Source organism: Vibrio sp. Isolate25, assembly GCF_022398025.1.
GTDB lineage: Bacteria > Pseudomonadota > Gammaproteobacteria > Enterobacterales > Vibrionaceae > Vibrio > Vibrio coralliilyticus_A.
Genome location: NZ_JAKEUT010000018.1, coordinates 63,068 through 87,164 on the forward strand (window position 1 = coordinate 63,068; position 24,097 = coordinate 87,164).

At 46.8% G+C, this 24,097-nt stretch carries 16 protein-coding genes; 6 read left to right on the forward strand and 10 right to left on the reverse strand.

Features of this window, described 5'->3' with window-relative positions; translation table 11 throughout:
- Positions 1–60: 60 nt before the first annotated feature.
- The 4 genes from L1D15_RS20100 to L1D15_RS20115 all read left to right on the forward strand — a co-directional run bounded on the left by L1D15_RS20100 (position 61) and on the right by L1D15_RS20115 (position 8,985).
- Positions 61–2,475 (forward strand): GH92 family glycosyl hydrolase, encoded by a 2,415-nt coding sequence (locus L1D15_RS20100; protein WP_239876824.1) that lies wholly within the window; start codon positions 61–63, stop codon positions 2,473–2,475.
- Positions 2,476–2,537: 62 nt separating this feature from the next.
- Entirely contained in the window at positions 2,538–5,243 is a 2,706-nt protein-coding gene (locus L1D15_RS20105) for a GH92 family glycosyl hydrolase (protein WP_239876825.1), read from the forward strand.
- An 83-nt stretch (positions 5,244–5,326) separates the two neighbouring features.
- Entirely contained in the window at positions 5,327–7,780 is a 2,454-nt protein-coding gene (locus L1D15_RS20110) for a GH92 family glycosyl hydrolase (RefSeq protein WP_239876826.1), read from the forward strand.
- Positions 7,781–8,142: 362 nt separating this feature from the next.
- On the forward strand, positions 8,143–8,985 hold the full coding sequence (locus tag L1D15_RS20115) for an AraC family transcriptional regulator (RefSeq protein WP_239869783.1): 843 nt from the start codon (positions 8,143–8,145) through the stop codon (positions 8,983–8,985).
- Between the two features lie 6 nt (positions 8,986–8,991).
- Here the strand turns inward: L1D15_RS20115 and L1D15_RS20120 are convergent, their stop codons facing one another.
- Positions 8,992–9,768, reverse strand: coding sequence for a PTS sugar transporter subunit IIA (locus L1D15_RS20120; RefSeq protein WP_239869781.1), 777 nt, complete (start codon positions 9,766–9,768; stop codon positions 8,992–8,994).
- An 8-nt stretch (positions 9,769–9,776) separates the two neighbouring features.
- Positions 9,777–10,079 (reverse strand): PTS fructose transporter subunit IIB, encoded by a 303-nt coding sequence (locus L1D15_RS20125; protein ID WP_239838707.1) that lies wholly within the window; start codon positions 10,077–10,079, stop codon positions 9,777–9,779.
- A 198-nt stretch (positions 10,080–10,277) separates the two neighbouring features.
- Here L1D15_RS20125 and L1D15_RS20130 point away from each other — a divergent pair, with 198 nt between their 5' ends.
- Positions 10,278–12,140 carry a fructose-specific PTS transporter subunit EIIC gene (locus tag L1D15_RS20130; protein WP_239876827.1) on the forward strand — a complete coding sequence of 621 codons (1,863 nt, stop codon included), beginning with the start codon at positions 10,278–10,280 and terminating at the stop codon, positions 12,138–12,140.
- Between the two features lie 29 nt (positions 12,141–12,169).
- Here L1D15_RS20130 and L1D15_RS20135 read toward each other — a convergent pair whose 3' ends face one another.
- From L1D15_RS20135 to budA, 3 genes are read right to left on the reverse strand one after another with little or no spacing between them, the layout of a single operon-like run.
- Positions 12,170–12,928: an SDR family oxidoreductase gene (locus L1D15_RS20135; RefSeq protein WP_239876828.1), complete on the reverse strand. Its 759-nt coding sequence runs from the start codon at positions 12,926–12,928 to the stop codon at positions 12,170–12,172.
- Entirely contained in the window at positions 12,925–14,631 is a 1,707-nt protein-coding gene (alsS, locus tag L1D15_RS20140; protein WP_239876829.1) for an acetolactate synthase AlsS, read from the reverse strand. Before alsS ends, L1D15_RS20135 begins: the two co-directional genes overlap by 4 nt.
- A 31-nt stretch (positions 14,632–14,662) precedes the next feature.
- Positions 14,663–15,448, reverse strand: coding sequence for an acetolactate decarboxylase (gene budA, locus L1D15_RS20145; protein WP_239869749.1), 786 nt, complete (start codon positions 15,446–15,448; stop codon positions 14,663–14,665).
- Positions 15,449–15,556: 108 nt separating this feature from the next.
- Between budA and L1D15_RS20150 the strand changes: the two genes are divergently transcribed.
- A complete protein-coding gene (locus tag L1D15_RS20150) occupies positions 15,557–16,459 on the forward strand; it encodes a LysR family transcriptional regulator (RefSeq protein WP_239870210.1) in 903 nt (300 codons plus the stop codon).
- A 142-nt stretch (positions 16,460–16,601) separates the two neighbouring features.
- Here L1D15_RS20150 and L1D15_RS20155 read toward each other — a convergent pair whose 3' ends face one another.
- The 5 genes from L1D15_RS20155 to L1D15_RS20175 all read right to left on the reverse strand — a co-directional run bounded on the left by L1D15_RS20155 (position 16,602) and on the right by L1D15_RS20175 (position 24,050).
- Positions 16,602–17,753: a tryptophan 7-halogenase gene (locus L1D15_RS20155; RefSeq protein ID WP_239869747.1), complete on the reverse strand. Its 1,152-nt coding sequence runs from the start codon at positions 17,751–17,753 to the stop codon at positions 16,602–16,604.
- Positions 17,754–17,831: 78 nt separating this feature from the next.
- Positions 17,832–19,859: a LodA/GoxA family CTQ-dependent oxidase gene (locus L1D15_RS20160; protein ID WP_239869745.1), complete on the reverse strand. Its 2,028-nt coding sequence runs from the start codon at positions 19,857–19,859 to the stop codon at positions 17,832–17,834.
- 36 nt (positions 19,860–19,895) lie between these two features.
- Positions 19,896–21,251: a hypothetical protein gene (locus L1D15_RS20165; protein ID WP_239876830.1), complete on the reverse strand. Its 1,356-nt coding sequence runs from the start codon at positions 21,249–21,251 to the stop codon at positions 19,896–19,898.
- Positions 21,252–21,681: 430 nt separating this feature from the next.
- Entirely contained in the window at positions 21,682–23,037 is a 1,356-nt protein-coding gene (gene gorA, locus L1D15_RS20170) for a glutathione-disulfide reductase (protein WP_239876831.1), read from the reverse strand.
- Between the two features lie 173 nt (positions 23,038–23,210).
- Complete coding sequence (locus L1D15_RS20175; protein WP_239876832.1) at positions 23,211–24,050, reverse strand: 23S rRNA (adenine(2030)-N(6))-methyltransferase RlmJ; 840 nt, start codon at positions 24,048–24,050, stop codon at positions 23,211–23,213.
- Positions 24,051–24,097 lie beyond the last annotated feature (47 nt).

Here is a 24,097-nt window from a genome sequence, read left to right on the forward strand (position 1 = left end):
GAGCCCTTTCCCCCAAAGGGCTCTCCTCCCTACTAAATATAACGATAATACGGTAAGTACATGTATAGACGTAGTTTACTTTCACTCGCCATTCTAGTCGGCCTTTCTGGCGGGTTAGTCGGTTGTAACAGTGACAATGACAACAGAGAAAAAAAACCTGTTGATTTGACAGTGTTGGAATATGTCGATCCCATGATTGGCACCGCAGCATCGGGACATACCTTCCCCGGAGCGACGGTACCGGCAGGCATGGTACAGTTGTCCCCCGATACGTTTATTGGCTCTGAAACGGACCATGAATCTGGCATGAACCCTTGGCATTCAGCTTCTGGTTATTGGGATTCATCAAATTACGAAACCGGTGAAATAGTCGATACTGATGTGCCACTTTACGGTTTCTCCCATACTCATCTCTCTGGCACAGGTGCCACCGACTTGGGTGATATCCTAGTTTTACCTTATGCTGATTTAGCCGATACCCAGCTAAACTCCTTTGACAAAGTCAATGAAGAGGCAAGCGCGGGCTACTACAAAACTAAGCTAAACCAAGGCCAAATTGAGGTTGAGCTGAGCGCAACCAAACGGGTTGGTTTACACCGATATGTCTTTGCTGAAGGTGCTGAGCGAAACGTTAAGTTCGATTTAGGCCATACCCTTTTGAACAATAACGGTGAATCACTCAACAACAAGCTGGAAGTGGTGGATGACTACACGCTTCGCGGTAGCAAAAAATCCACTGGTTGGTTCCAAGGCCAAGATCATCAAGGTCACGATATCTTCTTCTATGCCAAATTTAGTCAGCCAATTGCTAGGGCAATGTTGGGCGAAAGTGACACTTTGCCTACTCAACCGATGGCTCAGAGTTCGGTTTACGAAGGTGACGACCTAACCGCCTATCTAAATTTTGGCGCGGGTGATGAAGCTATTGAAATTCGAGTGGGTATCTCACCAGTGAGCTGGCAAGGCGCACAGAAGAACTTAGAAGCCGAAGTGCCTGAGTTTGATTTTGCGCAAACGAAAGAAGACGCAGAGTATGCATGGGCTGAAAAGTTAGCCAAAATCAAGCTAGAAGGAGGCAGTGACGCAGAGAAAACCAACTTCTACACCGGTATGTACCACATGATGATCGCCCCGATAGAGTTCTATGATGTCGATGGTCAATATGTGGATATGCTGGGCGGCCTGCGTAAACTAGAAGAGGGTGATACGCCCAATTACTCTATCTACTCCACATGGGATACGTTCCGTGCTGTTCACCCGATGTGGACCATTATCGATCCTAAACAAGCGACTTTGTACGCCAAAGATTTAATTCGCAAATCCAATCAGGAATTTGGGTTAGTGCCTAAATGGGAAGGGCACGGCTCAGAAACGGGCACCATGATTGGTTATCCCGCGGCTGCGATCTTGGGTGATGCAGTGACCAAAGGCTTAGTTGATGCTGAAGCGGCGTATTCCGCCTCGGTGAAGTCTGCACGTTACGCTCCAGATGAATATCCGCAGATCCACGATGATATTTTAAGTTCAGTGATGGCAGGTCAATTGAGCTATCACGAAGATGAACAGTGTGTGCGATACCCGAATTGGAACTCAGTCTCATACTCGTTGGAGTACTCCTTCTACGATTGGACCATTGCCGAAATGGCCAAAGCTACAGGCGACATGGACGGCTACGAAGAGTTTAAAGCGCGTTCCTATTACTCGCTTAATCATTGGGATGCTGATGCCGGTAATGCTGATGGCACAGGTTTCTTTGTACCTACCGAGCTGAAAAAGGGTGGCGTTGACCCATGTGAGCTGAAATATGCCTCTGCCGACTTTGACCCTTATCTATCAGATGCTTATTACTACACTGAAGGCAATGCATGGCAATGGCAATGGACCTTTATGCAGGACTTGGACAAGTTGACCGAGATCATGGGAGGCACTACTGGCTTAAACGAGAAGCTCAACAACCTGTTTAATGCTGATCCTAATGGCGGTGATGCCCATCAAGATATGACCGGTTACATTGGCCAGTACATCCATGGTAACGAGCCATCGCACCATGTGATTTATCTCTACAACCGTACGGAAGAATCGTACAAGGCGCAGGAGTATCTGGATCAGGTCTATGATGAGTTCTACAAGCCTACTCCGGATGGCATTATCGGTAATGAGGATGTTGGCCAAATGTCGGCGTGGTACTTAATGTCTGCCCTCGGTTTTTACCAAATTTCCCCTACGGATCCCACCTACAGCATAGGCCGACCTATTTTCGACAAAGCCACCGTAGATATCGGCTTGGGTACCTTTACAGTGACAGCGGAAAATAACGGCCCAGACAACATGTACATCAAAGAGGTGACCATTAACGGTAAGCCTTTAGATAAGTACAACACCTTCCAGCACAGCGAATTCAAAGCGGGTGGCGAACTCCATTTCGTCATGACGGGTGACAAGTCTCAGGCAATGAAAGCCAATCTTGGCGAGTAATCATTTCTAAGGGGGCTAAGTGCTCCCTTTTTTGTGTGCAAACTCAATCTTGGACAATAACCATGCAATTTAAGAAAACACTTCTCTCAATCGCAGTGCTCAGTGCTGTGTTTAGTCTGGCTGCTTGTAACAGCGATGACGAATCCGCATTTGATGTGACTGCTACGCCCACTCTGGCATACGTTGATACCTTGATTGGTACCGAGGGCTTAGGCAATGTAAACCCTTCCCCCGTGATGCCTGAGGGGATGATCCAGCCCTCACCGGATAACTTTGACCCGACAGGCTGGGAGGGTAAAGGGTCACCCGTGGAGTATGACCCAGTACACGATTTGCTGTCTGGCTTTTCCATGACCCATATTTCTGGTGCGGGTAAAGGGGATTTAAACGATTTTGCCTTTTTACCTTACACCGGGTTCGACACTGACCCAGTAACGATGGATAAAGCCTCTGAAGTGGCGGAAGTGGGTTACTACGCCGTGGATCTGGTGGAGACGGGTGTTAAAGCTGAACTTTCGGCCACAGATCGTGTGGCATTCCAGCGCTATACCTTCGAGCCCGGAGAAGACCGAAAAATCCGCATTGATCTGCAGCATGAGTTGCTAGAACAGTACGGCAACCATTCGCGCAATATCTATTACAAAAGGGTCAATGATACTACCGTGGTCGGTGCACGTACTTCTAATGAGTGGGGACAGTGGCAAACTGTCTTCTTTGCTGCTGAGTTTTCCGAGCCTATCGTTGAGGAAAACTTGTATTCAAAGTTGGTCTCAGAAACGGAGCTGACAGAGACGGACGCTACTGAGGTGGGGTTAGAAGACTACCGAGGGTACGCTGAGCATGAGTCCGTTCCGGGCGAGCCGGAACCAGATCCGGAGCGTTTGGCTCGGATGGCCAATGATGTAATGACGCATTTGAACTTTGGTAAGGGTGACGAGGCGCTAGTGGTCAAAGTCGCTGTGTCTGGAACGGGAGTGGACGGCGCACTGAAAAACTTAGCCGCAGATACTAATGGCTGGGATTTTGAGCGTGTGGTCGCCAAAAATCGCACTGCATGGCAAAACGTGCTGGGTGATTTTGAATTAGAGGGGAGCAATCAGGCAGATAAAACCCTCTTTTATACTTCTTTGTATCGCACTTTCATCGCGCCATTTGTCTACCAAGATGTGGATGGAAAGTACCGTGGTATGGATGGCAAAGTTCACCAAGCGGAAGAGGGCGTGGTGAATTATTCTGTCTATTCGATGTGGGATACCTTCCGCGCTGCTCAACCGTTGAAAACCATCGTAGATAAAGAGCGTGCCATCGAACATGTCCGTGACCTCTTGAATAAATACCGCACTGGCGGCGTACTACCTAAGTGGGAACTGCATTCCGATTATACAGGGGAGATGGTCGGTCATCCTGCTATGGCTGTGATTGCTGATGTCATGGTGAAATACCCTGACGCTTTTTCAGCCGAAGAGTTTGATTTGGCGCTGCAAGCAGCTGAAGAGTCGGTGAATTTTGACCTGAACAAAACCGAAACTTGGGTTCCTTACCAAGACGCATGGAATGGTGACAAACGTTTCACCATCATGACCCGCCACAATGAGTACCAAGAAGACAATGGCTTTATTCCAGCTAATACGAAGTGGGCCGCTGATGCGGGCGATAAGCCAGGCTATGTCGATGGTTTAAAAATGGATAAGTACGATGAACTGGTCAGCGAGTCTGTTTCTTATGGTTTAGAAAATGCGTACTACGACTGGTGTATCGCGCAAATTGCCAAGCTGGCGGGTGATGATGCCCAATATCAGCGCTATATGGCACGTTCAGAGTCGTTCAAAAACTACTTCGACTTCAATCCAACCTACTACGGTAAGTTGCAAGATCCCGATGGCAATGCCTTGGGTGTGACCGGATTTATGCGCCCTGTTTATCTCAATAATGGCTCGAAGGAGTGGGCAAATAACCTGAAAGTACAATGTCTGGATGACAATCTGGCGCTCGCGATTCCAGATCATATGGATTACGACCAGTGTAAAGACCGCGCGGATCTCAAGCCTTACGACACGTTCTGGCCATATCGCGCCGAGCACCGTGGTGAAGACTTCACCGAAGGCAATAGCTGGCAGTGGACTTGGTTTGCACCGCACAACCTCAATGGTTTAGCTAATGTCATGGCGGGCGAATTCATGGAACGTGATGACTTCTCGTTACCTGAAGATGTCACACCAAAAGGCAAAGCGGCATTTTTGACCAATTTGAACGCCTTGTTCAATGCGGATCCAAATGCAGATACCAGCCAATCTCACGACATGTCGGGCTACATTGGCCAATTTGTGATGGGTAATGAGCCCGATCACCATGTGCCTTATCTCTACAACTGGACGGCACAGCCATGGAAGACCCAAGAGGTCATTGATCAAGCCATGAACACGTTTTATCACCCGACCCACGATGGCTTGATTGGCAATGAAGATGTCGGTCAGATGTCGGCTTGGTATGTGATGTCCGCTTTGGGTTTTTACCAAGTGACGCCGGGTGATGCGACTTACACGATCGGACGCCCGTTATTTGATAAAGCGGTGATCCCTGTTGATGGCGGTCAGTTCACTATTACGGCGGAAAACAATAGTGACGAGAATATCTACGTCAAGTCAGCCACCATCAATGGTCAGCCTCTTGGGGAAAATTTTACTTTTGCCCACAACGAGCTTAGGGACGGTGGTGAATTGCATTTTGTGATGACATCCGATCAATCTGAAGCGATGCAAGCACAGTAATCCAGCCTCTCCACAATCGCAAAAAGAGGGGCAAGCCAGCCCCTCTCTTTCTGTAGACACTTTAATCACTATGGAATAGAAACATGAAACTAAAAAGAACGCTCGTCTCTACTGCAATCATCGCTGTGATGTTGGGGCTCGCTGGCTGTAATCCTGAAGAGGACAGCAGCGGCTCCGGCACGGTTTTAGACACCACTCTGACTCAATATGTCAACCCAATGATAGGTACCGGAGCTGATGGCCACACCTTTCCTGGCGCGGTCGTGCCTTATGGCTTGGTTCAACTTTCCCCCGATACTGAGATGGAGGGCTGGGGATCAGCCGCGGGTTACTTTGATCATGGTGAGCTGACTGAAATTCCTGTTTATGGTTTCTCTCACACTCACCTCTCAGGCACCGGAATTACCGATCTTGGAGACATCCTCGTTTTGCCCTTTACCGAGAAAGAAAATGCGGTTTACAACACTTTCGATAAGAAAAACGAAACTGCAGCAGCCGGATATTACGCTGTGGAGCTAAACGAAGGCAAAATCCAAGCTGAGCTGACAACGACTCAACGTGTTGGTTTTCATCGCTACACGTTTAAACAAGGCACAATTCCACGCATCAAGTTCGACCTTGACCACACCCTAAACAAGGGTCATTTTGATAACCGTACAATGAATGGCGACCTTGAGTTTATTGACGCTTACACCATACGCGGTATGCGTAGCTCAAATGGTTGGGCGAACAACCAGCATGTCTATTTCTATGCGAAGTTCAATCAGCCTATCGTCAAGGCAATGGCGATGGTGGATGGCGTAGAGACTGAAATTGATGTTGAAAATGACAATATAGATGCCACCAAAACCATCGCCTATTTAGATTTTGCGCCTTCATCGGTACCGCTGGAAATTCAAGTCGGCTTGTCTCCGACAGGTGTCGAAGGCGCTCAAAAGAACTTAGAAGCCGAAGCACAAGGTGTCTCTTTTGATATGGCACGTGAAAAAGCCAATGATGCGTGGCACCAAGAGCTGAGCAGAATGATAGTGTCGGGTGGCTCAGAAGATCAGAAAGAAATCTTCTACACCGCGCTTTATCATGCCTCGATTGCCCCTATGATTTTCCAAGATGTAGACGGTCAATATCCGGCGATGCGCACCCGTATTCAAAAAGATGCCGGAGAGACACCGAACTATTCCGTCTACTCAATGTGGGATACCTTCCGTGCCGCTCACCCGTTAAAGAGCATCATAGATCCTGAGAGAGCCGAAGAATTTGCTAATGACTTGATTCGTAAGTATCAAGATGGGGGAATTTTGCCCAAATGGGAGTTGCACAGCCATTACACCGGCACCATGATTGGCTTCCCTGCCGTTTCCATTATTGCGGACGCAATGGCGAAAGGCTTGGATGTCGACCCACAGCTTGCCAAAGAAGCGGCGGAGTTCACCGTTCGTTACCACGAACCGGAGGAGTTCCCAGACTGGACCGAAGATAACAATATCGGCGCGGCAAGTGTGGTGCAGGTACAAGCGTACGAGGATAATGGTTTTGTCCACCACGGTTACTGGAACAGTGCCTCTTATACCCTAGAGTTTGCTTATGGCGACTGGGCGATGTCAGAAATTGCCCGCATGGCGGGTGATACGGATCTGCAGAACGAGTTCTTAACTCGGGCGGAAAACTGGCTGAACCATTGGGACCCAAGAACGGGGTTCTTACGCGCGAAAAACCATCCTGACAGCACATCACCTAACAAACCACCACTCGAGTTTTATCAGCCAGTGGATGAGGAAAGATTGGATGAGTGTGTTTTGGTGGAATTCCCTAGCGGTTCTGGCGAAATGAAACCGCAATGCCCGTTATTGCCGTTTGACCCTTATTACGTCGACGAGTTTGCCTATACCGAGGGCAATGCATGGCAGTGGAAGTTTCAGCCGATGCATGACTACAAGCGCTTAAAAGAAGAGATCTATAATGCGGATGCAATACGAGGTAAAGACACTACTCCAGAGATAGCCTTCCGTGAAGATTTGGATGAGCTCTTTAATGCCAGTTCATCCAATACTGGCGAAGAATTACCTGATTTGACGGGCTACATTGGTCAATACATGCATGGCAATGAGCCATCGCATCATATCCCATACCTGTATGCGCTTACCGATGAACCTTGGAAGACGCAGGAATATCTCGACCAAATCATGTCCGAGATGTACACCACTGAGCCTACCGGACTGATTGGTAACGAAGATGTAGGTCAAATGAGTTCTTGGTATCTGATGTCCGCCATGGGCTTCTATCAAGTGACCCCAGCCGATCCAACTTACACTATTGGCCGCCCACTGTTTGACGAAGTTACCATTCCGGTAGAAGGCGGTGAGTTTAAGATTATTGCGGACAATAACAGCCCTCATAACAAATACGTCAAGTCAGCCACCATAAATGGTCAGCCTCTGGGTGAGAACTTCACCTTCAAGCACGATGAAATTAAAGCCGGAGGTACACTCCATTTTGTGATGACCGGCGATAAGTTACAGGCGCTTCAAGCGCAGTAAGCTGTGATAGCAATATAAGAAAATGGCTTGGCAATCTGTCCAAGCCATTTTTATTAGCGAGTGGCCGGGGTAAAAAGACTAAAGGGAGAAAACTGTATATATGTAACCTTTCTCAATGGTGGAGATATCTGTAAGGCAAATAATAAAATCGTTAACATTATTATATTCTAGGCAGTTTGTGGCGTAGTGTTTACTGTAAGATTGGTGTGCTTTCTGGATTTTTGTAACCTTAAAATGAAAGTGTGAGATGGCTCATTAGTACAAAAGACCGGTAGGGTGTATACCTGTAGGCAGAACTAATTCAAACATGGGTTATCTTGAATTAGCTTTGTGTATAGAACCCTATGCGTAGAGTGTAGCTAATGATTTTTAATGACTTAATTTCATCGGTATTAAATGAGCGAGAGCCATTTCATAACATATGGTTTGCGGGGGATTTTCACACACCGCCAGAATTTAGCTATCAGGTTAATTTCCCCCGTTTAGAATTGGTTCTTAGTGGGGAATATATTAATGAAATGGAGAGTCATGACCTCAAAGTGACTCAAGTTATTGCTCAACAAGGGGACGCGATATTTATTCCTCCCAATTGCTGGAATAAGCCGGATTGGGATACCGATTGTTCTGTGTTAAGCATTCTATTTGGTCGCCGCCAAATGGGCTTTAGCCTAGTCAGTAAGAGAAAAAATGAAGCAAGCTTTTTCGATATCCAAAAGCATAGTATTCAAACTCGTTCCGGCTTTGCTATTGATAACATTCTAGAGGCACTCAGTGCTTTAGCTCGTGAAAGCAACAAGAAACCCATGGATGAGCTTTTACTACAGGCACTACTGCAGTATTCAAAGAGTATGCTGGACACTCCAGTTGAGAAGAAATCCCATAATCGTGTTCAGGATCTGTATCAGGGGATTTGTATCTATATTCAAGAGAACTTTCATCGCCCAATTACCCGTGTCAGTATTGCATCACGTTTCAGTATCTCCTCTAACCACCTCTCTCGTTTGTTCCGCCAGCAGGGGCACATGACACTCGCGGACTACATTACATGGGTCAGGATCGATCGCGCTAAATTCATGTTGAAGAAGTATAACTTTAAGCTGAATGAGGTATCTATCCGCTGTGGATTTAAAGATGTGAATTACTTTTGTCGTGTGTTTAAAAATCGAACTGGCAAAACACCTACAGAATACCGCGCGTCTATCTAGTTAATATTAAACAAGTAACCTTGACATGGCGTACATAAGTAGCGCTTGTAAGTCGACACTGCTTCTTGTTAGTAGCAACCGCTCAGCGACTTGGCCTGTCAGTAGATTACGGGTGAGGTTGGTTGCTGCCATGATTTGCTCAGGCGTTGGTTTGGTTGGCATAACCAGAGCTATGGCGAGATTGACGTTGCCCATTTTGGACGCCCAATCTATTGGTGCTTCACTGGCAATAACAGCGACAGCAAGGTGCTCTGCATCCGCAAACATGACATGGGGGAGAGCGATACCAGGTGTGACACATGTGGATGAGCGCTCCTCTCGCTTAATGAGGTCGAGAACGAGCTTATCGGCTTGGAGTGGATGAATGAGCTGGGCTAATCCTTTGAGGCATTCGAACTTATTGAGCTCAGTGTAGGCTTTGGCGTAGTACCATTGGATCTCACAGGGTGGGCATATTTGGGGTATGCGTTCAGCAAGTTGGCTGCAAAACTGATAGTCGATATGAGAGCCAACCACAGTAAAGTGTTCCGCGATGATATCTTTGATGACAAAACAGGCTAGCTCCGCATCAATACCCTTTGCGGTGATCTGGCAAAGGTCACCATGTTGAAGACCCACTTGCAACATGGCAACGGACTTGGTGAGGTTAGCACTGCGGTTTTGCGTGATATTGATGATACGTAACGTACTTTTGAACTTTTTGGCTACCCGATTAAGGGGCAAGCTCACGTAGGCGCTGGCATTGCTATTGTCGACAAAAAAGGTGATTTGGTATTCGCTCATCAACAGACTTAGCCACGGCAATGCACTAGGAATACTTTATCGACATTAAGTAATACACTTTCGATTGAGATTTGAACTTGGTTGGAACCTTCAAAACGGCCGGGCTGTTCAATCTCAATATCGGACACAATCAATACGCGATCCGCTTGATCAATATCATGGGGGGTGAGTTGGTTTTCTATCCCCATCGCGCCTTGAGTTTCAACTTTAATCTGTACGTTATACTTTGGGGCTGCTTTGATGAGAGCATCCGCTGCCATATAAGTATGAGCGATGCCTGTAGGGCACGCTGTCACCGCTACGATTTTCATAGTTTATCCACCTATTTTTGGGGGATATTATCACAGCGCTTTGGAGGGGAATTGATTTAATATCAATAAACACAAGAGCACTATCACAGTTTAAATTTCACGTTACATTAATCCAGTAAATGCACCTTCTGTCCTGTATATCGAGGGAAGCGGGGTCGCTAGGGTATATACCGCGTGGAGCGTTTCAAGGTACCAATAATGGACATAACCAACCTAATAAAGCCGGAGACCATTTGCTTAGATCTTAAGGCCGAAACCAAAGAGGAAGTGCTCAAGGAGCTTGTGGGCATGCTCGATGCTGCAGGTAAGCTTGAGAGCAAAGAAAGGTTCCTCTCTGATGTTTGGCGGCGGGAAGAGATTGGCAATACCGGCTTTGATGAGGGGATCGCCATTCCGCATGCCAAAAGCGATGCGGTAGTTCAGCCATCTGTTGCTGTGGGCATTAGTCGTAAAGGCATCGATTACGGTGCTGATGACGGTGAGCTATCAGATGTTTTTTTTATGCTGGCATCGCCAAATAATGACGAGCACCACCATATTGAAGTATTGGCACAAATTTCTACCAAGATCATTGAAGATGGTTTTGTTGAGCAGCTCAAAGCGGTTGATACTGCCTCAGAGGCGCTAGAGTTACTAACTGGTACTCAAAATAATGCTAATGAGAGTGCATTAGGCTCTTCTGAGTATGTGCCTGTGAGCCCATGGGCTCGAAAGCTCAGTCGTATCAAAGAGCACCTGTTGTTTGGTACCTCCCATATGATCCCGTTTATAGTCGCGGGTGGGGTGCTGCTTTCCCTTTCGGTGATGTTATCCGGACATGGTGGTGTGCCCGAGGAAGGCGTTCTTGCTGATATTGCAGAGATGGGCATGGCTGGCCTTACACTCTTTACAGCGGTATTGGGTGGTTACATCGCTTATTCTATAGCGGATAAGCCTGGTTTGGCCCCTGGAATGATAGGCGCTTGGATCGCAGTGAGTCATTACAATACTGGTTTTTTAGGAGCAATTGTCGTCGGTTTTTTCGCCGGGTTTGTGGTTTGGTTACTAAAGAAGATTCAGTTGCCAGACAGCATGATGTCGCTTGGCTCCATTTTTATTTATCCGTTGATTGGTACGTTTGTCACCTGCGGGGCGGTGATGTGGCTGATAGGATCACCCATTGCCACAGCCATGACGGTAATGAATGACGTGCTCACTGGTATGGCAGGTTCTGGTAAGGTGATGTTAGGTACGGTATTAGGGGCGATGACCGCCTTTGATATGGGAGGGCCGATCAATAAAGTCGCGACCTTGTTCGCTCAAACCCAAGTCCATACCCAGCCTTGGCTGATGGGCGGAGTGGGTATTGCCATATGTACCCCGCCATTAGGCATGGCATTAGCAACCTTCCTGTCACCGAGTAAATTCAAACGTGAAGAGCGAGAAGCAGGAAAGGCGGCGGGTCTCATGGGGATGATCGGGATCAGTGAAGGCGCGATTCCTTTTGCCGCTGGCGATCCCGCGCGAGTACTCCCCGCGATTGTGGCTGGTGGTGTTGTGGGAAATGTGGTGGGTTTTATGTTCCACGTGACCAACCATGCACCATGGGGAGGTTGGATTGTGTTACCTGTCGTTGATGGCAAGGTTGGCTATATTGTGGGCACGGTTGCAGGCTCAATGACAACGGCTCTGATAGCCATTGCTTTGAAGAAACACGTAGTGGAAGGAGAGAGCCTTATTGCTCAGTCGCCAGCTTATTCATCCGTTATAGGTGAGGGCGAAGCGGATATTCTCGCGGTGACTTCATGTCCGTCAGGGGTAGCGCATACTTTTCTGGCGGCGAAATCTTTGGAAAAAGCAGCAGGTGCTGTGGGGGTTAAGATTAAGGTCGAAACCCAAGGAGCAAATGGCATCATCAACCGAATTACTCCCGCTGACATCGAAAAGGCCAAAGTGGTGATATTTGCTCATGATGTTGCAATCAAAGAGCCTGAGCGTTTCAAAAAGATGCGAGTTATTGATGTGAGTACCAAAGACGCCATGCTTAACGCTGCTGCGTTAGTACAGGCGAACACAGAATAATTAGCATCTGGTGCTGAAGCTTGGTTAGATTACACGATTTTAGGTTGTCCGTCTGAAGCGGTGGCACCACCATCAACGGGTAAATTCACACCATTAATAAACGAGGCATCCTCACTGGCTAAAAACGCGACTACCGCAGCAATTTCTTTTGGTTCAGCTGCACGCCCCAAAGGGATACGTTCATTAAACTTGTCGCGCACTAAATCTGGCCAACCATTAGTCATATTGGTTTTGACTAAGCTTGGGCATACGGCATTGATGCGAACCCCGTCCAAACCATGGTCCAGCGCCATTGCACGGGTTAGATTTACCACCGCTCCTTTCGTTGCACAATAAAATGCTGCACCCCAATCACCACCTAAACCAGACACCGACGCTGTGTTGATGATGCAGCCGCGGGATTTCAGTAACTCTGGTAAGGCAAATTTTGTACAGTAAACCACACCATCGATATTCACTGCCGAAATTTTACGCCAATCTTCTACACTACATTCCAGCACATTTCCGGGAATATGAATGCCCGCATTGTTGACTAGAATATCCAGTTGCCCGAAGTGTTCGACACAAGTTTGGATTAAGGCTGCCACTTGTTGAGCATCTGAGACATCGACTTTCTGCGCGGCCACGCGAGACTGATCAAAGTGCTCTAAAGCTTTTAGCAACTGCTCTTGCTCCCAGTCTGCTAGCATCAATTGAGCCCCTTCATCATAGAGACGTTGCGCAATAGCTAAACCAATACCATTCGCGGCACCAGTGATGATTGCCACTTTGTTGGTTAAACCTTTCATAGAAAAACTCCTTCGTTGTTAATTTGAAAAACAGGATCTTGTTGCTCTTCGCTTCTGGCTTGCATGAGTTTGTAGTTGTCTGAGTAGTCCACGGGAATCGCGACGACTGCTGGCCCTTCTACTTCCATTGCTTGGCGGAGAATAGGCATTAATTGCTCCGCTTGTGTCACGGCAAACCCATGCGCACCGAACGACTGCGCGTAAGCTTGAAAGTCTATCGGTCCAAACTTTACGCCTGAGATGCGTTGATATTTTTTCTGCTCCTGCATTTCCACCATGTTGTAAGCATTATCGACCCAAATGATATGAACTATGTTGCAATTTAAGCGCACTGCGGTTTCTAGCTCCATGCTCGACTGCATAAAGCCACCATCACCAGAAACTGACACTACCTTATGCCCAGGTTTTAATAAGCTCGCAGCAATTGCCCAAGGTAGCGCCACTCCCATCGTTTGCTGACCGTTCGAGACCAACATCTGTCGAGCGCGAAAACAGCTTAAATAGCGTGCTATCCAAATATGAAAACTCCCCATATCGAGACACAAGGTGGTATCGGGTGTGATGATTGCCTGCATGGTTTTGAGCAAGCTTAACGGGTGAAAACCTGCTACTCGCTGCTTAATCGGAGAGCTTTTGATGATATGCCTTTGTTGCGCCACTTCTTCTAGAATCGATACTGCCGTAGACGATAAACGGGAGCATTCGCGGATCTGTGTACAAAGTGTTTGTAATGTCGAACCAATATCGCCAACAATTTCGAGACAGGGTTGATAGTGCTGTTGATACTGCGCAGGCTCAATATCAATATGAATGATTGAGCAACGGCGAGCATTCCATAGTTCTGGGTCGTATTCGATGGGGTTAAAGCCGATGGTGATAATCAAATCGGCATCTTGCAGTAGCACATCCCCCGGTTGATTATTGAATAGCCCGACTCGGCCAGCAAAATGGTGATAATAGTGAATATCGACGGCCCCTGCCGCTTGATAAGTCCCCACCACTGGTAATTGCGTTTTTTGTAAAAATTGACTGATCGTAGAGGCGTTGGCTTGATCGCTGGCATGTAAGCCAAGCAGTACCACGCAGCGCTGTGCTTTATTAATCCGATGAGCGGCTTCTTCAATGGCGACCCGATCCGCATAACCGCTTGGGCGAAAACTAGGTGGGATAACTAAGTCTGTATCCGTTTGCTCACTTAAGACATCTTGTGGAATGCTGATAAAACATGCGCCTTGGCGTCCAGACTCAGCAATTCGAAACGCATTGGCCATGATTTCACTCGCTGCGTCAATATGCTGGATCTCTGCGCTGTATTTGGTTACTGAGCGAAAAATGCTCACCGTGTCCATGCTCTGGTGAGTCTGTTTTTGCTGGTAAGTTCGTTTTACCGCGCCACCAATAGCCAGCATCGGATCACCCTCTGCGTTGGCTGTTGCAACACCGGTGACTAAATTTCCACATCCCGGACCTGAAGTCGCCAAGGTCACGCCCGCTTTACCCGTCAAACGTCCCATGATGCCTGCCATAAACGCGCCATTGGCTTCGTGTCTTACCGGAATCAGTTGCACTTTAGTGTCTTCCAGAGCGTCAAATAAGCGATCAATTTTAGCTCCGGGTATACCAAAGACATACCGAACACCTGAGGTTTCTAGCTGCTGGGCAATTAACTGCGCGCCACTGCGCAAAGCGTGAGGGGATGACATAACATTTCCTTTTGACTGACTATGTGTTGAGTTATTTTTCAGCCGCTTCGATAGCGGCATGAAGATCTTTTGGTACTAGGTCGGCATCAAGAAAATCGCTTGATACTGGTGTATCAATCACAAGACGTGAGACACGACCTATTTGTAGAAAACCCGATGAAATTAGGTAGTCCTGAACATGGCCTCCGCCTGTTCTCGCTCGATTAATAAAATGTTCGTGATAGCCGGGGACATTAATTCCAGTGGTGTACCTAGGACTGCGAAATCCTGCCATCACACCGGATTGATGCTTAAAATGAAACGTGGGTTGCTGTTTTATTGCTTCGAGCATGGGCCGATACGGACGTTGCTGTTTAGGCACCGTGCGGGTTTGGACGAGTGGAAAACTCCCTTCAAGCCGAATCGCACAAAAGATGTTGTCACTAGGAATCAGACGATCGATAAGTCGATGGACTTCTTGACGGGTTAACGTGTCATTAATTGGCAGCTCAATGTCTGGTTTGAAAAAAGTGAACACCGCGAAAGGGGTTTTTTGATCAAGCTGAGCAGGATGTGCTGAGCCATTCGCGTGCAGTTGGAACACTTGATTATCAAAAGCAATCAATTCGCCATCTAATTGATTAAAAGTCCCTAAACCAAAATCACCGTGTTCAAGCAATTCAGCAATAGTTGTTGACCCTTCATAAACACCAGCAATCAAAGCACTCATCAGTGAAGTTTGATAAATCTCGCCTTCTCCTGAGCCTTGCTGATAGCGAGCAAACTGTTCTGAAATTTGCTGAGAGCAAGAACAGACTGAAGAGATAGAACGTTGCATAACTGAACCTAAATATGAATCAAGATGTATATTTAGATTGACTTGAGGCGCCCAACAAATCCAATATAAAAAAGATTTATTTTGATATGAAAAATATATGGATGAATGATGGAATTTCGCTACATGAAGTACTTCGTCGCAGTAGCTAAAGCGAAACATTTTACCCGTGCAGCAGAGCAGTTAGGCATCGCTCAACCACCGTTAAGTCAACAGATAAAGAAACTAGAAGAGGAGTTAGGCGTTACTTTATTTAAGCGCTTATCTCGCGGTGTTGAGCTGACCGCAGCGGGTGAAGAGTTTTATCATGATGCACAGCACATTTTACAAGAGGTGGAGTGTTGTCAGCGTAAGCTAGAGCAAATTGCGCGAGGGGAAAAACAGGAGTTACGTATCGGACTTGCTTCTTCAACGGCGAGTAGCAGTGAAGTTTTAGAAAATATTCGCAGGTTACATGAGCAATATCCGACGCTTAATTTAGTGGCTGTTGAGCACTCAATGCCCGAGTTGGTCACATTGATTAAACAGCGGCGTTTGGAATTCGCTTTTATGCGCCTGCCTTGCTATGCCTGTGAGTCACTTAACCGGCAGGTCTTATTTGATGATCCTCTTGTGGCAGTTACTCCGGCTAGCTATCGTTTGGTTGCTCATTCAACACTCGACTTGACCCAGTTAAATAATGAGAATGTCTTAATGTTCCCTCGTGATGCTGGCCCAGCGCTGTATGACCGTATTGAGGCGGCTTTACATAATGCGGGAGTACATATTGCTCGACCTTATGCTGCGCCACAATTGCGCACCGCAATTACCATGGCACAAGCCGGCTTTGGCATTGCGATAGTACCGTTATCTTTAACTGAACATCTTGATCAGTCAGTCGTTATACAGCAAATCAATGATATGCCTTTTGTCAGTCAGGTCGCATTGGTATGGGATAGCCATCATCATCACCCCTTAATTAATACCAGTATTCGATGCATGAATAGCCTTAAACATGATCGCTTGCATGCCTAACACATGTAATCAATATCAGACTTATGCACGGTATTTTTAATGGTCAGTTTGTCTGTTCATAGACATGACTTGATTCGATTGATATCCCCTACATTGGCCAAGAAACCACTGACCATACCGATGGCATAGTTAGTCATTGATACTAGTCGGTATTGGATAGGCCTAGCCTTCTTTGCCAGTATCCGGATTGCATGAAGCGCTGCTCGCTAGCGTAGAGAGAGTATCTAAGGCCAACATACTGATTAAAATCTGAAAAAACTTGGTCTTGATAGTGCGAAAGTGTAGAGGTTGAACGTTTAGCTAGTGCATCGTGAACACTCGACCCTGCAAGCTGTCCATGCATGAGTGCTTTGGTAATTCCTGCTGAACTGATGGGATCATAGCTAGATGCTGCATCGCCTACAGCCAGCCAGTTTTGAGCTACCACTGCACTTAAGATGCTGGAGCTCGCCCCACGTTTGAAAAGAGTAACTTGGTCGGTCAATCTTTCAGTGAGTCGCTCTTTCAGTGTTTCTCTGATGAGCTGAGTTTGGTTGAGCAGAGAGTACCAGACATTTAGGTTATCGAGATTTTGTTCCTGCATTTGCTGTGTGTCAGTGCAAAGCGTCACTATAAGCTTATTCCCGGGTAGCTTTGCTGCATACCACCACCCATACGAACAAGACTCAACCAGAGTACGCGTAGGCATTAATACTGGCTGTATTTGTGTCGCCTGATCATCAATAAGCGCACCAATATAAAGCACTTCATCAAAGGTATTACGCGCTATATCTAGTCTGCGAGCCGATACAGCGGCACAACCAGTCGCATCGACAACAAAATCAGTATTGATGGTTTGTCTCTCTGTTTTTTTGTTTAGTTGTAAACTAAAGCCGTGCTTGTTTTTGGAGAGTTGTGCTAGTCGCGAGTGTGGATTGAGATGGATTCCTTTATGTTGAGCAATGTCACTCAGTTGTTCTTCAAATCGCTTTCTATCTAAGTGGTAGCCTTGCCCATCAAGGTCGAACATAAAATCGTTCATACCCGGCTGATCACTTCCCCACAGGGAGAGGGAGCCTGGACACACGGTATGTTCTGCTAGCATGCGATCTAGGTGTTCACCAACTAGATCGCGTAGTATCGGTGTGGCGGCAGGTGGAATGGTTTCACCAATTTTTGCTTTGGCCTTGCCGTTGGCTTCGAATACGTCGATATGAAACTTTTCACCTGAAGCATTGGCGTGATTTTTCAGAGCCAACGCGGTAGCAAGTCCTGCAGGTCCGCCACCAATTATTGATACGTGGTAATCTTTCATAGGGTTATGACAGCTCTTCTTTTAACAAGCGGGCAAACCTTTGCTTGCCCGCAGTAGGTGACAATCGCCGATGGCCAGTTAATCTTCTGGAATGGCAGAGGTTAAGCCTGGCTGTACTAGATCACCCTCAGACTTATACTGGCTAGCGACTTCAATGAACTTGTCTACTCCGTAGTTGTTCCCTTGCTCAGCTTTGACTTGTATCCCTTGGATCACGAAACCTGTTTTGTGCCAGTTTTCAACGTAATCAATGTATCTTTGAAAGCGACCACGATTTTGTGGGTAATCGGTTTCTGTTCCTTCCCCGCGAACGCTGAAGAGCTGCCTGCCGAGAGACCAAGTCTGGCTGCTCTCGTCGAATGTGCATAAATCTACGGGATAGACTTGTACAGGGCGCTGCGCCGGCCAAGACCAATAAAGCGTATTGTTCCCCGGTGGATTAGGATCTGGCTCGTGTACTGCACAACTGTTGTAGTCTGTATGCCAAGGCTGAGCCATGAATTTAGATAGATCCCCAGGCTCGACAGGGTCTTTGTTTAGTGGAATGTAACCTATGTTTAGGAAGGGTTGATCAGGAGTGGCATCTTGATAATCGAGTCTTTGTTGGTTAATGCGAAATGGCCCTGCTTCTCCTTGCCACTTCTGCTGGTAAAGGTTTACATCACGAACAATGAAGGTGAGATCGATTCCGGGTGAATAACGTCCTCCCAAGCAGTTTTCTAAAACCACTTTATCCAGTTTTTCCCCAAGGCTGAGTGATGGGGCTTCAGCTTCGCTTATGCCGTTATGCCATTGCTTTAAAAGAAAATATTGAGTTGTGGAAAGTGATAAAAAGCTTTTTTGCGCATCACCTAATGAAAGCGGCATCATACGACCTTGCTCACTTTGAGCGGGATCGTTGGGATTGCGAATCAAACTGTCAAAGTTGGGAAATTTTACCTTAGGATCGTCAGACGGTTTGATTGCAGCTACAAACCGGTGACCGTTAATCGCTTGTCCGGGAAGATTGGTATTCCACTGTTGCAAAAAAGCGCCGTGAAATACTGGGAGTACATCTCCATAGAAAGAGGCGGCGTATTCAGGGTTGTATTTGCCATCAGCAAAAAGGTTTGGGATGAGATCTAGCTGTTCAACCCAAGTATTGAAAATATCATCCCAGGTTGAGACGACATTACGTGTCTGTGGCGCGTAGCTTGGATCGGTGCAGACAAACCATCCTGCAACAACGCTTGCTTGGCTACCATCATTAAATTTAATGATCGCGTTTACCGGACCGTCTGAGACATCATCGAACCAACCATCGTTATCGAGTGGATCTTCTAATGTTGGCTTATTGCCATCTGCATCGACAAAGGCAAATGCGTTACCGTAGCCCCCTGTAATGATCAATCTGCCGGTATCTGGCTCAATTTGTAATTGTCCAAGAGTGGTAATGTCCCCTGAGCTTGGGTTTTGATTTTCAAAATGATCGGCGGGGAAGCTAACTGGGTAATCGCAACTGGCTATATTACCTTCACTGTTGATATAGGTGCTCGGTGTTTTGGCGTCAAACTCGACAATTTTTCCTGACTCGGAAGATTGAATAGTGCGTGGTCCTGGGTCAATGACCAGTTTTGTCATTCTGTCATTGGTGTTTAGTACAGTGCCGTAAGAAGGATTACGAATTGGTGGTGTCTGACCATTGCGATAGGCATTTATGCCTTCTTCTTGCCCATTGGAGCTCTGGATTCCCCAGTTGTTGTTCTTTTTGTTGGCAACATGTACTGACCAGATAATGTCTTCGATGGTTTTGCCATTGACTACATCACCAATTTTCACTTCTTTACCGGCAGTATTACTCGGATAGCTATGTTGCTCGTCACTGTAGGCGAAAATACGAAAACGAGCTGCTTGACGTTTCACTTTTTTGTCGGGAGTGGAGTCGCGGAAGTCTTCGGCAGTGATAGGGGTATCTTCAGTGCCTGGTTTGATTGGTAATCCACCGAAGAGCCCTGTGTCTTTGTCTAACAACTCGCCCGCAGCGGTCTCTGGCGCAATGTAATACTCTTCACTGTTTCCGACTCGTGCGAAATTGATAGCCGGATGTACTCTAAAAATACTTGTCATAATTGTCTTTCCTTAGTGTTTGACTATTGCCCGTCATTACTTAGCTTTTTTGGCTTGCTTCAACTCTTGATCCCAGAAGTAGACATTCATAAAGGCATGGCTGATATTAAGGTTCGTTCCGGGTAGGGGATCCAAATTGACGGCTGGGGGAAAACGTTGTGATGTATTGTGACAGCGAAAGCAGTTGTTCATTGTGCTCTGGCTTTGAGTAAAGGTTTCAATAGTTGAGTTTGATAAACGTAACCCTCCAATAAGCAACTGGTTACCTGATGAGTCGACATCAGTCTGTAGATCCATATCAGGGACGAGGGCGTTCTCTTGGCGGAACCAAATTGCAGAAACCTCGAAGTAGTTTGACCAAACATCATTCTTATTCAGTTTACCGAGAACACTTTCATTCAGTTGATTGACGACTTTGATATTCGTTGGAACTGCAAACGACATTTGGGTTGCGAGATTGCCATCTTCGAATTGTCGACACACTTGCGTTACTGGCGATAGCTCTTGTGTTGCTTCATCGAGGGTGAGTGCACCGCCTTGGTTTAAATTACATTGCGAAAATGGAGTCTTCGCTTGATAAAACGTCCAATCCTTGTCAGATATAATGGTGCTTGGTGAATATTTAGAGGGAACGTTAGGAGCATTATTTTTATGTTCGAACGTTGCCCAGATCATTTCAGGGTGGTTTTTAACGACGCCTGCAATATGAAAACCGACTAGTGCCAATTTAACGTTAAGTGATTTGGAATCATCAACGACAATTTTGCCTCCTGAGTTTTTTAGCGCATAGACTGATGAGTCCATAGTATAAAAACCCGAAACATCCTCATTCGGCTGAACTATTTTCCAAGAAGCTTTAAATTCAGCCACATTGATAGGGAAAGTAGTTTCAGGATGCTCTTTTGCAAGCTTTTGAACCGTTTTATAGTTGGTTAAGTCTCTATCTTTCATGAAGTTAACGAATTCGGGGTTGATGTATTGAGAGTAGTAAACGGCACGACCATCTTGGTCCACTAATATCCCTTCCGTACCTGCTTGTAGGTATTCATCCATACTGTGAGCGGTCATGGTTTTCGTCATGCGAGGCATTAAATGTTCGCGATCAGAAATTCCAAGTAGATCATAGGGAGTGTCGAAGCCAAGAAACCTGGGTTTACCGTTTTCTTCTTGCGTTAGCCATAAAAACATTTGCCAAGACCAGCGATGAAAGTCGCAGCTAGTGTCATCTGAAAATTCATTACCATCGGGGAACGGGGTTTGCTCGTGTGGAAACCAATTGGTTTCGGCGACACATTGCTTATCGGAAGCGGGAGGCTCTGAGTCGGCGTATGCGACGGGAGCAGTAAGGGTACATAGTAGGCCTAGCCATGCGCAGTGTATTTTGTTGAGCATTTTTTATCTCCGTGTGAATGTTTATATTCAACTGGTTTATTATTCAGGGTTGAGTATAGGCCGGAGCTTATGGTTGGCCGGTTAAGGGAGGATTATTTGGCTTGGAATGGTCAAAATATATTCAAGTATTAGATTTAAAGCACAATAAATGGCCCCTTAAACTTCAGCAGTATCAATAGCTCCTTAACGACTGCCTATTGTTTTAAGTGTTTGCTTTTAAATGATATTTTTGTTTTTAATGAGGGAATTTGAAACGAATGACGCGAACTTTTTGACTAATGTTAGATAAGAGGCTAAGAGGATTAAAACTCGTGTGTGATGGTTTGGAACGGTATGAGTATTGAAGTAGTGAAAATCAAGCAGCACAGCAAGACCTGATTGCTGTGCTGCTTCCTGTATTATTTACCTGTGTAGGATGTTTTTCCTAGGGCTATCTCATAGTAACAAACTCTTCTGAGCCTGTTGGGTGGATAGCCACCACAGAGTCGAAGTCGGCTTTGGTTGCGCCCATCTTCATTGCTACACCGAAGCCTTGGATCATTTCATCGACCGTGAAGCCGATACCGTGTAGGCCGACGACGGTTTCTTCTTCACCGGCGCAGACTAGTTTCATCTTACATGGTTGACGATGCTTAGTAACCGCTGTGTACATTGCGGTAAAGCCAGACGTGTAGACTTTAACGTTGTCTTTACCGTACTTCTCTTCGGCTTCCTGGGTTGTTAGGCCGATAGTGCCGATTGGCGGGTGGCTGAATACCACCGTTGGCACTAGGTTGTAGTCCATCTTGGCTTCTGGTTTGTTGTTAAACAGACGCTCAGATAGCTGACGACCCGCTTTAACGGCCACTGGCGTTAGCTCAATACCACCTTCCATGATGTCACCGACACAGTAGATACCAGGCACGTTGGTCTGCTGGTATTCATCGACTTTGATGTAACCACGGTCATTGGTTTCAACACCTGTTGAGGCTAGGTTAATCGCATCGGTTGCCGGATGACGACCAATAGCCCAGATTAGCGTATCGACGTTTTGAGTATTACCGTTCTCTAGGTGAAGCGTTAGGCTGCCATCGGCTTCCTTAACCACTTCTTTTGGTACTGAGTGAGTGTGCAGTGTTGGGCCTTCCGCTTCCATCACTTCAACCAGCGTCTCAATGATCATCGGATCAAAGCTACGCAGTGGTGATTCTTTACGGCAGAATAGGTGAGTTTCTGTGCCAAGAGCGCTCAGTACGCCAGCAATTTCAACGGCGATGTAACCCGCGCCAATAACCGCTACGCGTTTTGGTTGCTCGTTCAGCTCGAAGAAACCGTTTGAATCGATGCCGTGCTCTGCACCTGGGATGTTAGGAATCGTTGGACGACCACCTACAGCGATTAGGATGTGATCGGCGGTGTAGTGCTCGCCGTTAACTTCAACAGTTTTCTCGTCAATAAACTTAGCGAAGCCTTTAATAACATTGACTTTGTTGTTGCCAAGTACGCGATCGTAAGACTGGTGAATACGACCGATGTAAGCTTGACGACTTTCAACCAGTTTGCTCCAGTCAAAGCCTTTCACATCAACGTCAAAACCGTAGTCTTCAGCGTATAGGTTCATCGCTTCAGCCACCTGAGCACCATGCCACATGACTTTCTTCGGTACACAACCTACGTTTACACACGTGCCGCCTAGATCCTGAGCTTCAATCAGCGCAACTTTAGCACCATACATCGCTGCTCGGTTTGCTGAAGCAATACCACCACTACCGCCACCGATACAGATATAGTCAAAATGAGTCGCCATTACTTTCTCCAATTATTGCGGGATTAAGGCGCTGTGCGACATGTGTTGCCCAGTCGCAAGCTCCCTGCGAGTTTTAATTCATTGTCTTTGATATGGAGGATAGATCGGTTGAACTCAATCTACCCTGTTTAATTTTTCTTCGGCCTGCGCTGTACATTGAGCGCGAGTGTCCGTTATTCCGGTACAATCCAGTCTACTTTGAAATGACCGGTTGCAGGCGCGATGGCTTCTTTGAGGAAAGGCAGAATGGCCTTCATCTGGCTTTCCAGCTTCCATGGAGGATTAATCACAATCATGCCTGATGCGGTCATCCCGTGCGCATTGCTGTCTGCCGCAACACCTAATTCAATTTGTAAGATCTTACGGATGCCAAGGCCTTCAAGACCTTCAATCATGTCTTCAATGTCGCAGCGATTAACGACCGGATACCAGATAGCATAGATCCCCGTGGCCCAGCGCTTATGACTCTGATAAATCGCTTGGACGACATCACGGTACTCTTTTGCCAGTTCGTAAGGCGGGTCAATCAGTACCAGACCACGACGCTCCTGCGGCGGTAAGCTCGCCTTCAATCGCTTGAAGCCATCTTCCTTATAGATGCTGACCTGACGGTCGCGATGAAACTCCTGCTCCAGTAACGGGTAGTCACTTGGGTGAAGTTCCGTCAAGACCATGCGGTCTTGTGGACGCAGATGCGCGCGAGCGACACGCGGCGAGCCTGGGTAATAACGCAGCTTGTCACTGTTGTTCAGTGCCTGAATCGATTCAAGGTAGCTTTGGATTTCTTCTGGAATCTCAGTTTGTTGCCAGACACGTGCGATACCGTGTTTGTATTCACCTGTCTTTTCAGACCATTCGTGGGTTAAGTCATAGCGACCCACTCCTGAGTGGGTATCATGGTAAACAAATGGCTTATCTTTTTGCTTGAGCGCGTTGAGGATAAGGCTTTGAACAATATGCTTAACCACGTCAGCATGGTTGCCTGCGTGGAAACTGTGGCGATAACTTAACAAATTGACACTCTCTAACGGGTGACCGCACTGGGTAATTTAATGGCTGA

What these genes read in the sequence shown, in the direction of transcription:
- L1D15_RS20100 (WP_239876824.1), top strand. Translation starts at nt 61, where the DNA reads ATGTATAGACGTAGTTTACTTTCACTCGCCATTCTAGTCGGCCTTTCT.
- L1D15_RS20105 (WP_239876825.1), top strand. Translation starts at nt 2,538, where the DNA reads ATGCAATTTAAGAAAACACTTCTCTCAATCGCAGTGCTCAGTGCTGTG.
- L1D15_RS20110 (WP_239876826.1), top strand. Translation starts at nt 5,327, where the DNA reads ATGAAACTAAAAAGAACGCTCGTCTCTACTGCAATCATCGCTGTGATG.
- L1D15_RS20115 (WP_239869783.1), top strand. Translation starts at nt 8,143, where the DNA reads ATGATTTTTAATGACTTAATTTCATCGGTATTAAATGAGCGAGAGCCA.
- L1D15_RS20120 (WP_239869781.1), bottom strand. Translation starts at nt 9,768, where the DNA reads ATGAGCGAATACCAAATCACCTTTTTTGTCGACAATAGCAATGCCAGC.
- L1D15_RS20125 (WP_239838707.1), bottom strand. Translation starts at nt 10,079, where the DNA reads ATGAAAATCGTAGCGGTGACAGCGTGCCCTACAGGCATCGCTCATACT.
- L1D15_RS20130 (WP_239876827.1), top strand. Translation starts at nt 10,278, where the DNA reads ATGGACATAACCAACCTAATAAAGCCGGAGACCATTTGCTTAGATCTT.
- L1D15_RS20135 (WP_239876828.1), bottom strand. Translation starts at nt 12,928, where the DNA reads ATGAAAGGTTTAACCAACAAAGTGGCAATCATCACTGGTGCCGCGAAT.
- alsS (WP_239876829.1), bottom strand. Translation starts at nt 14,631, where the DNA reads ATGTCATCCCCTCACGCTTTGCGCAGTGGCGCGCAGTTAATTGCCCAG.
- budA (WP_239869749.1), bottom strand. Translation starts at nt 15,448, where the DNA reads ATGCAACGTTCTATCTCTTCAGTCTGTTCTTGCTCTCAGCAAATTTCA.
- L1D15_RS20150 (WP_239870210.1), top strand. Translation starts at nt 15,557, where the DNA reads ATGGAATTTCGCTACATGAAGTACTTCGTCGCAGTAGCTAAAGCGAAA.
- L1D15_RS20155 (WP_239869747.1), bottom strand. Translation starts at nt 17,753, where the DNA reads ATGAAAGATTACCACGTATCAATAATTGGTGGCGGACCTGCAGGACTT.
- L1D15_RS20160 (WP_239869745.1), bottom strand. Translation starts at nt 19,859, where the DNA reads ATGACAAGTATTTTTAGAGTACATCCGGCTATCAATTTCGCACGAGTC.
- L1D15_RS20165 (WP_239876830.1), bottom strand. Translation starts at nt 21,251, where the DNA reads ATGCTCAACAAAATACACTGCGCATGGCTAGGCCTACTATGTACCCTT.
- gorA (WP_239876831.1), bottom strand. Translation starts at nt 23,037, where the DNA reads ATGGCGACTCATTTTGACTATATCTGTATCGGTGGCGGTAGTGGTGGT.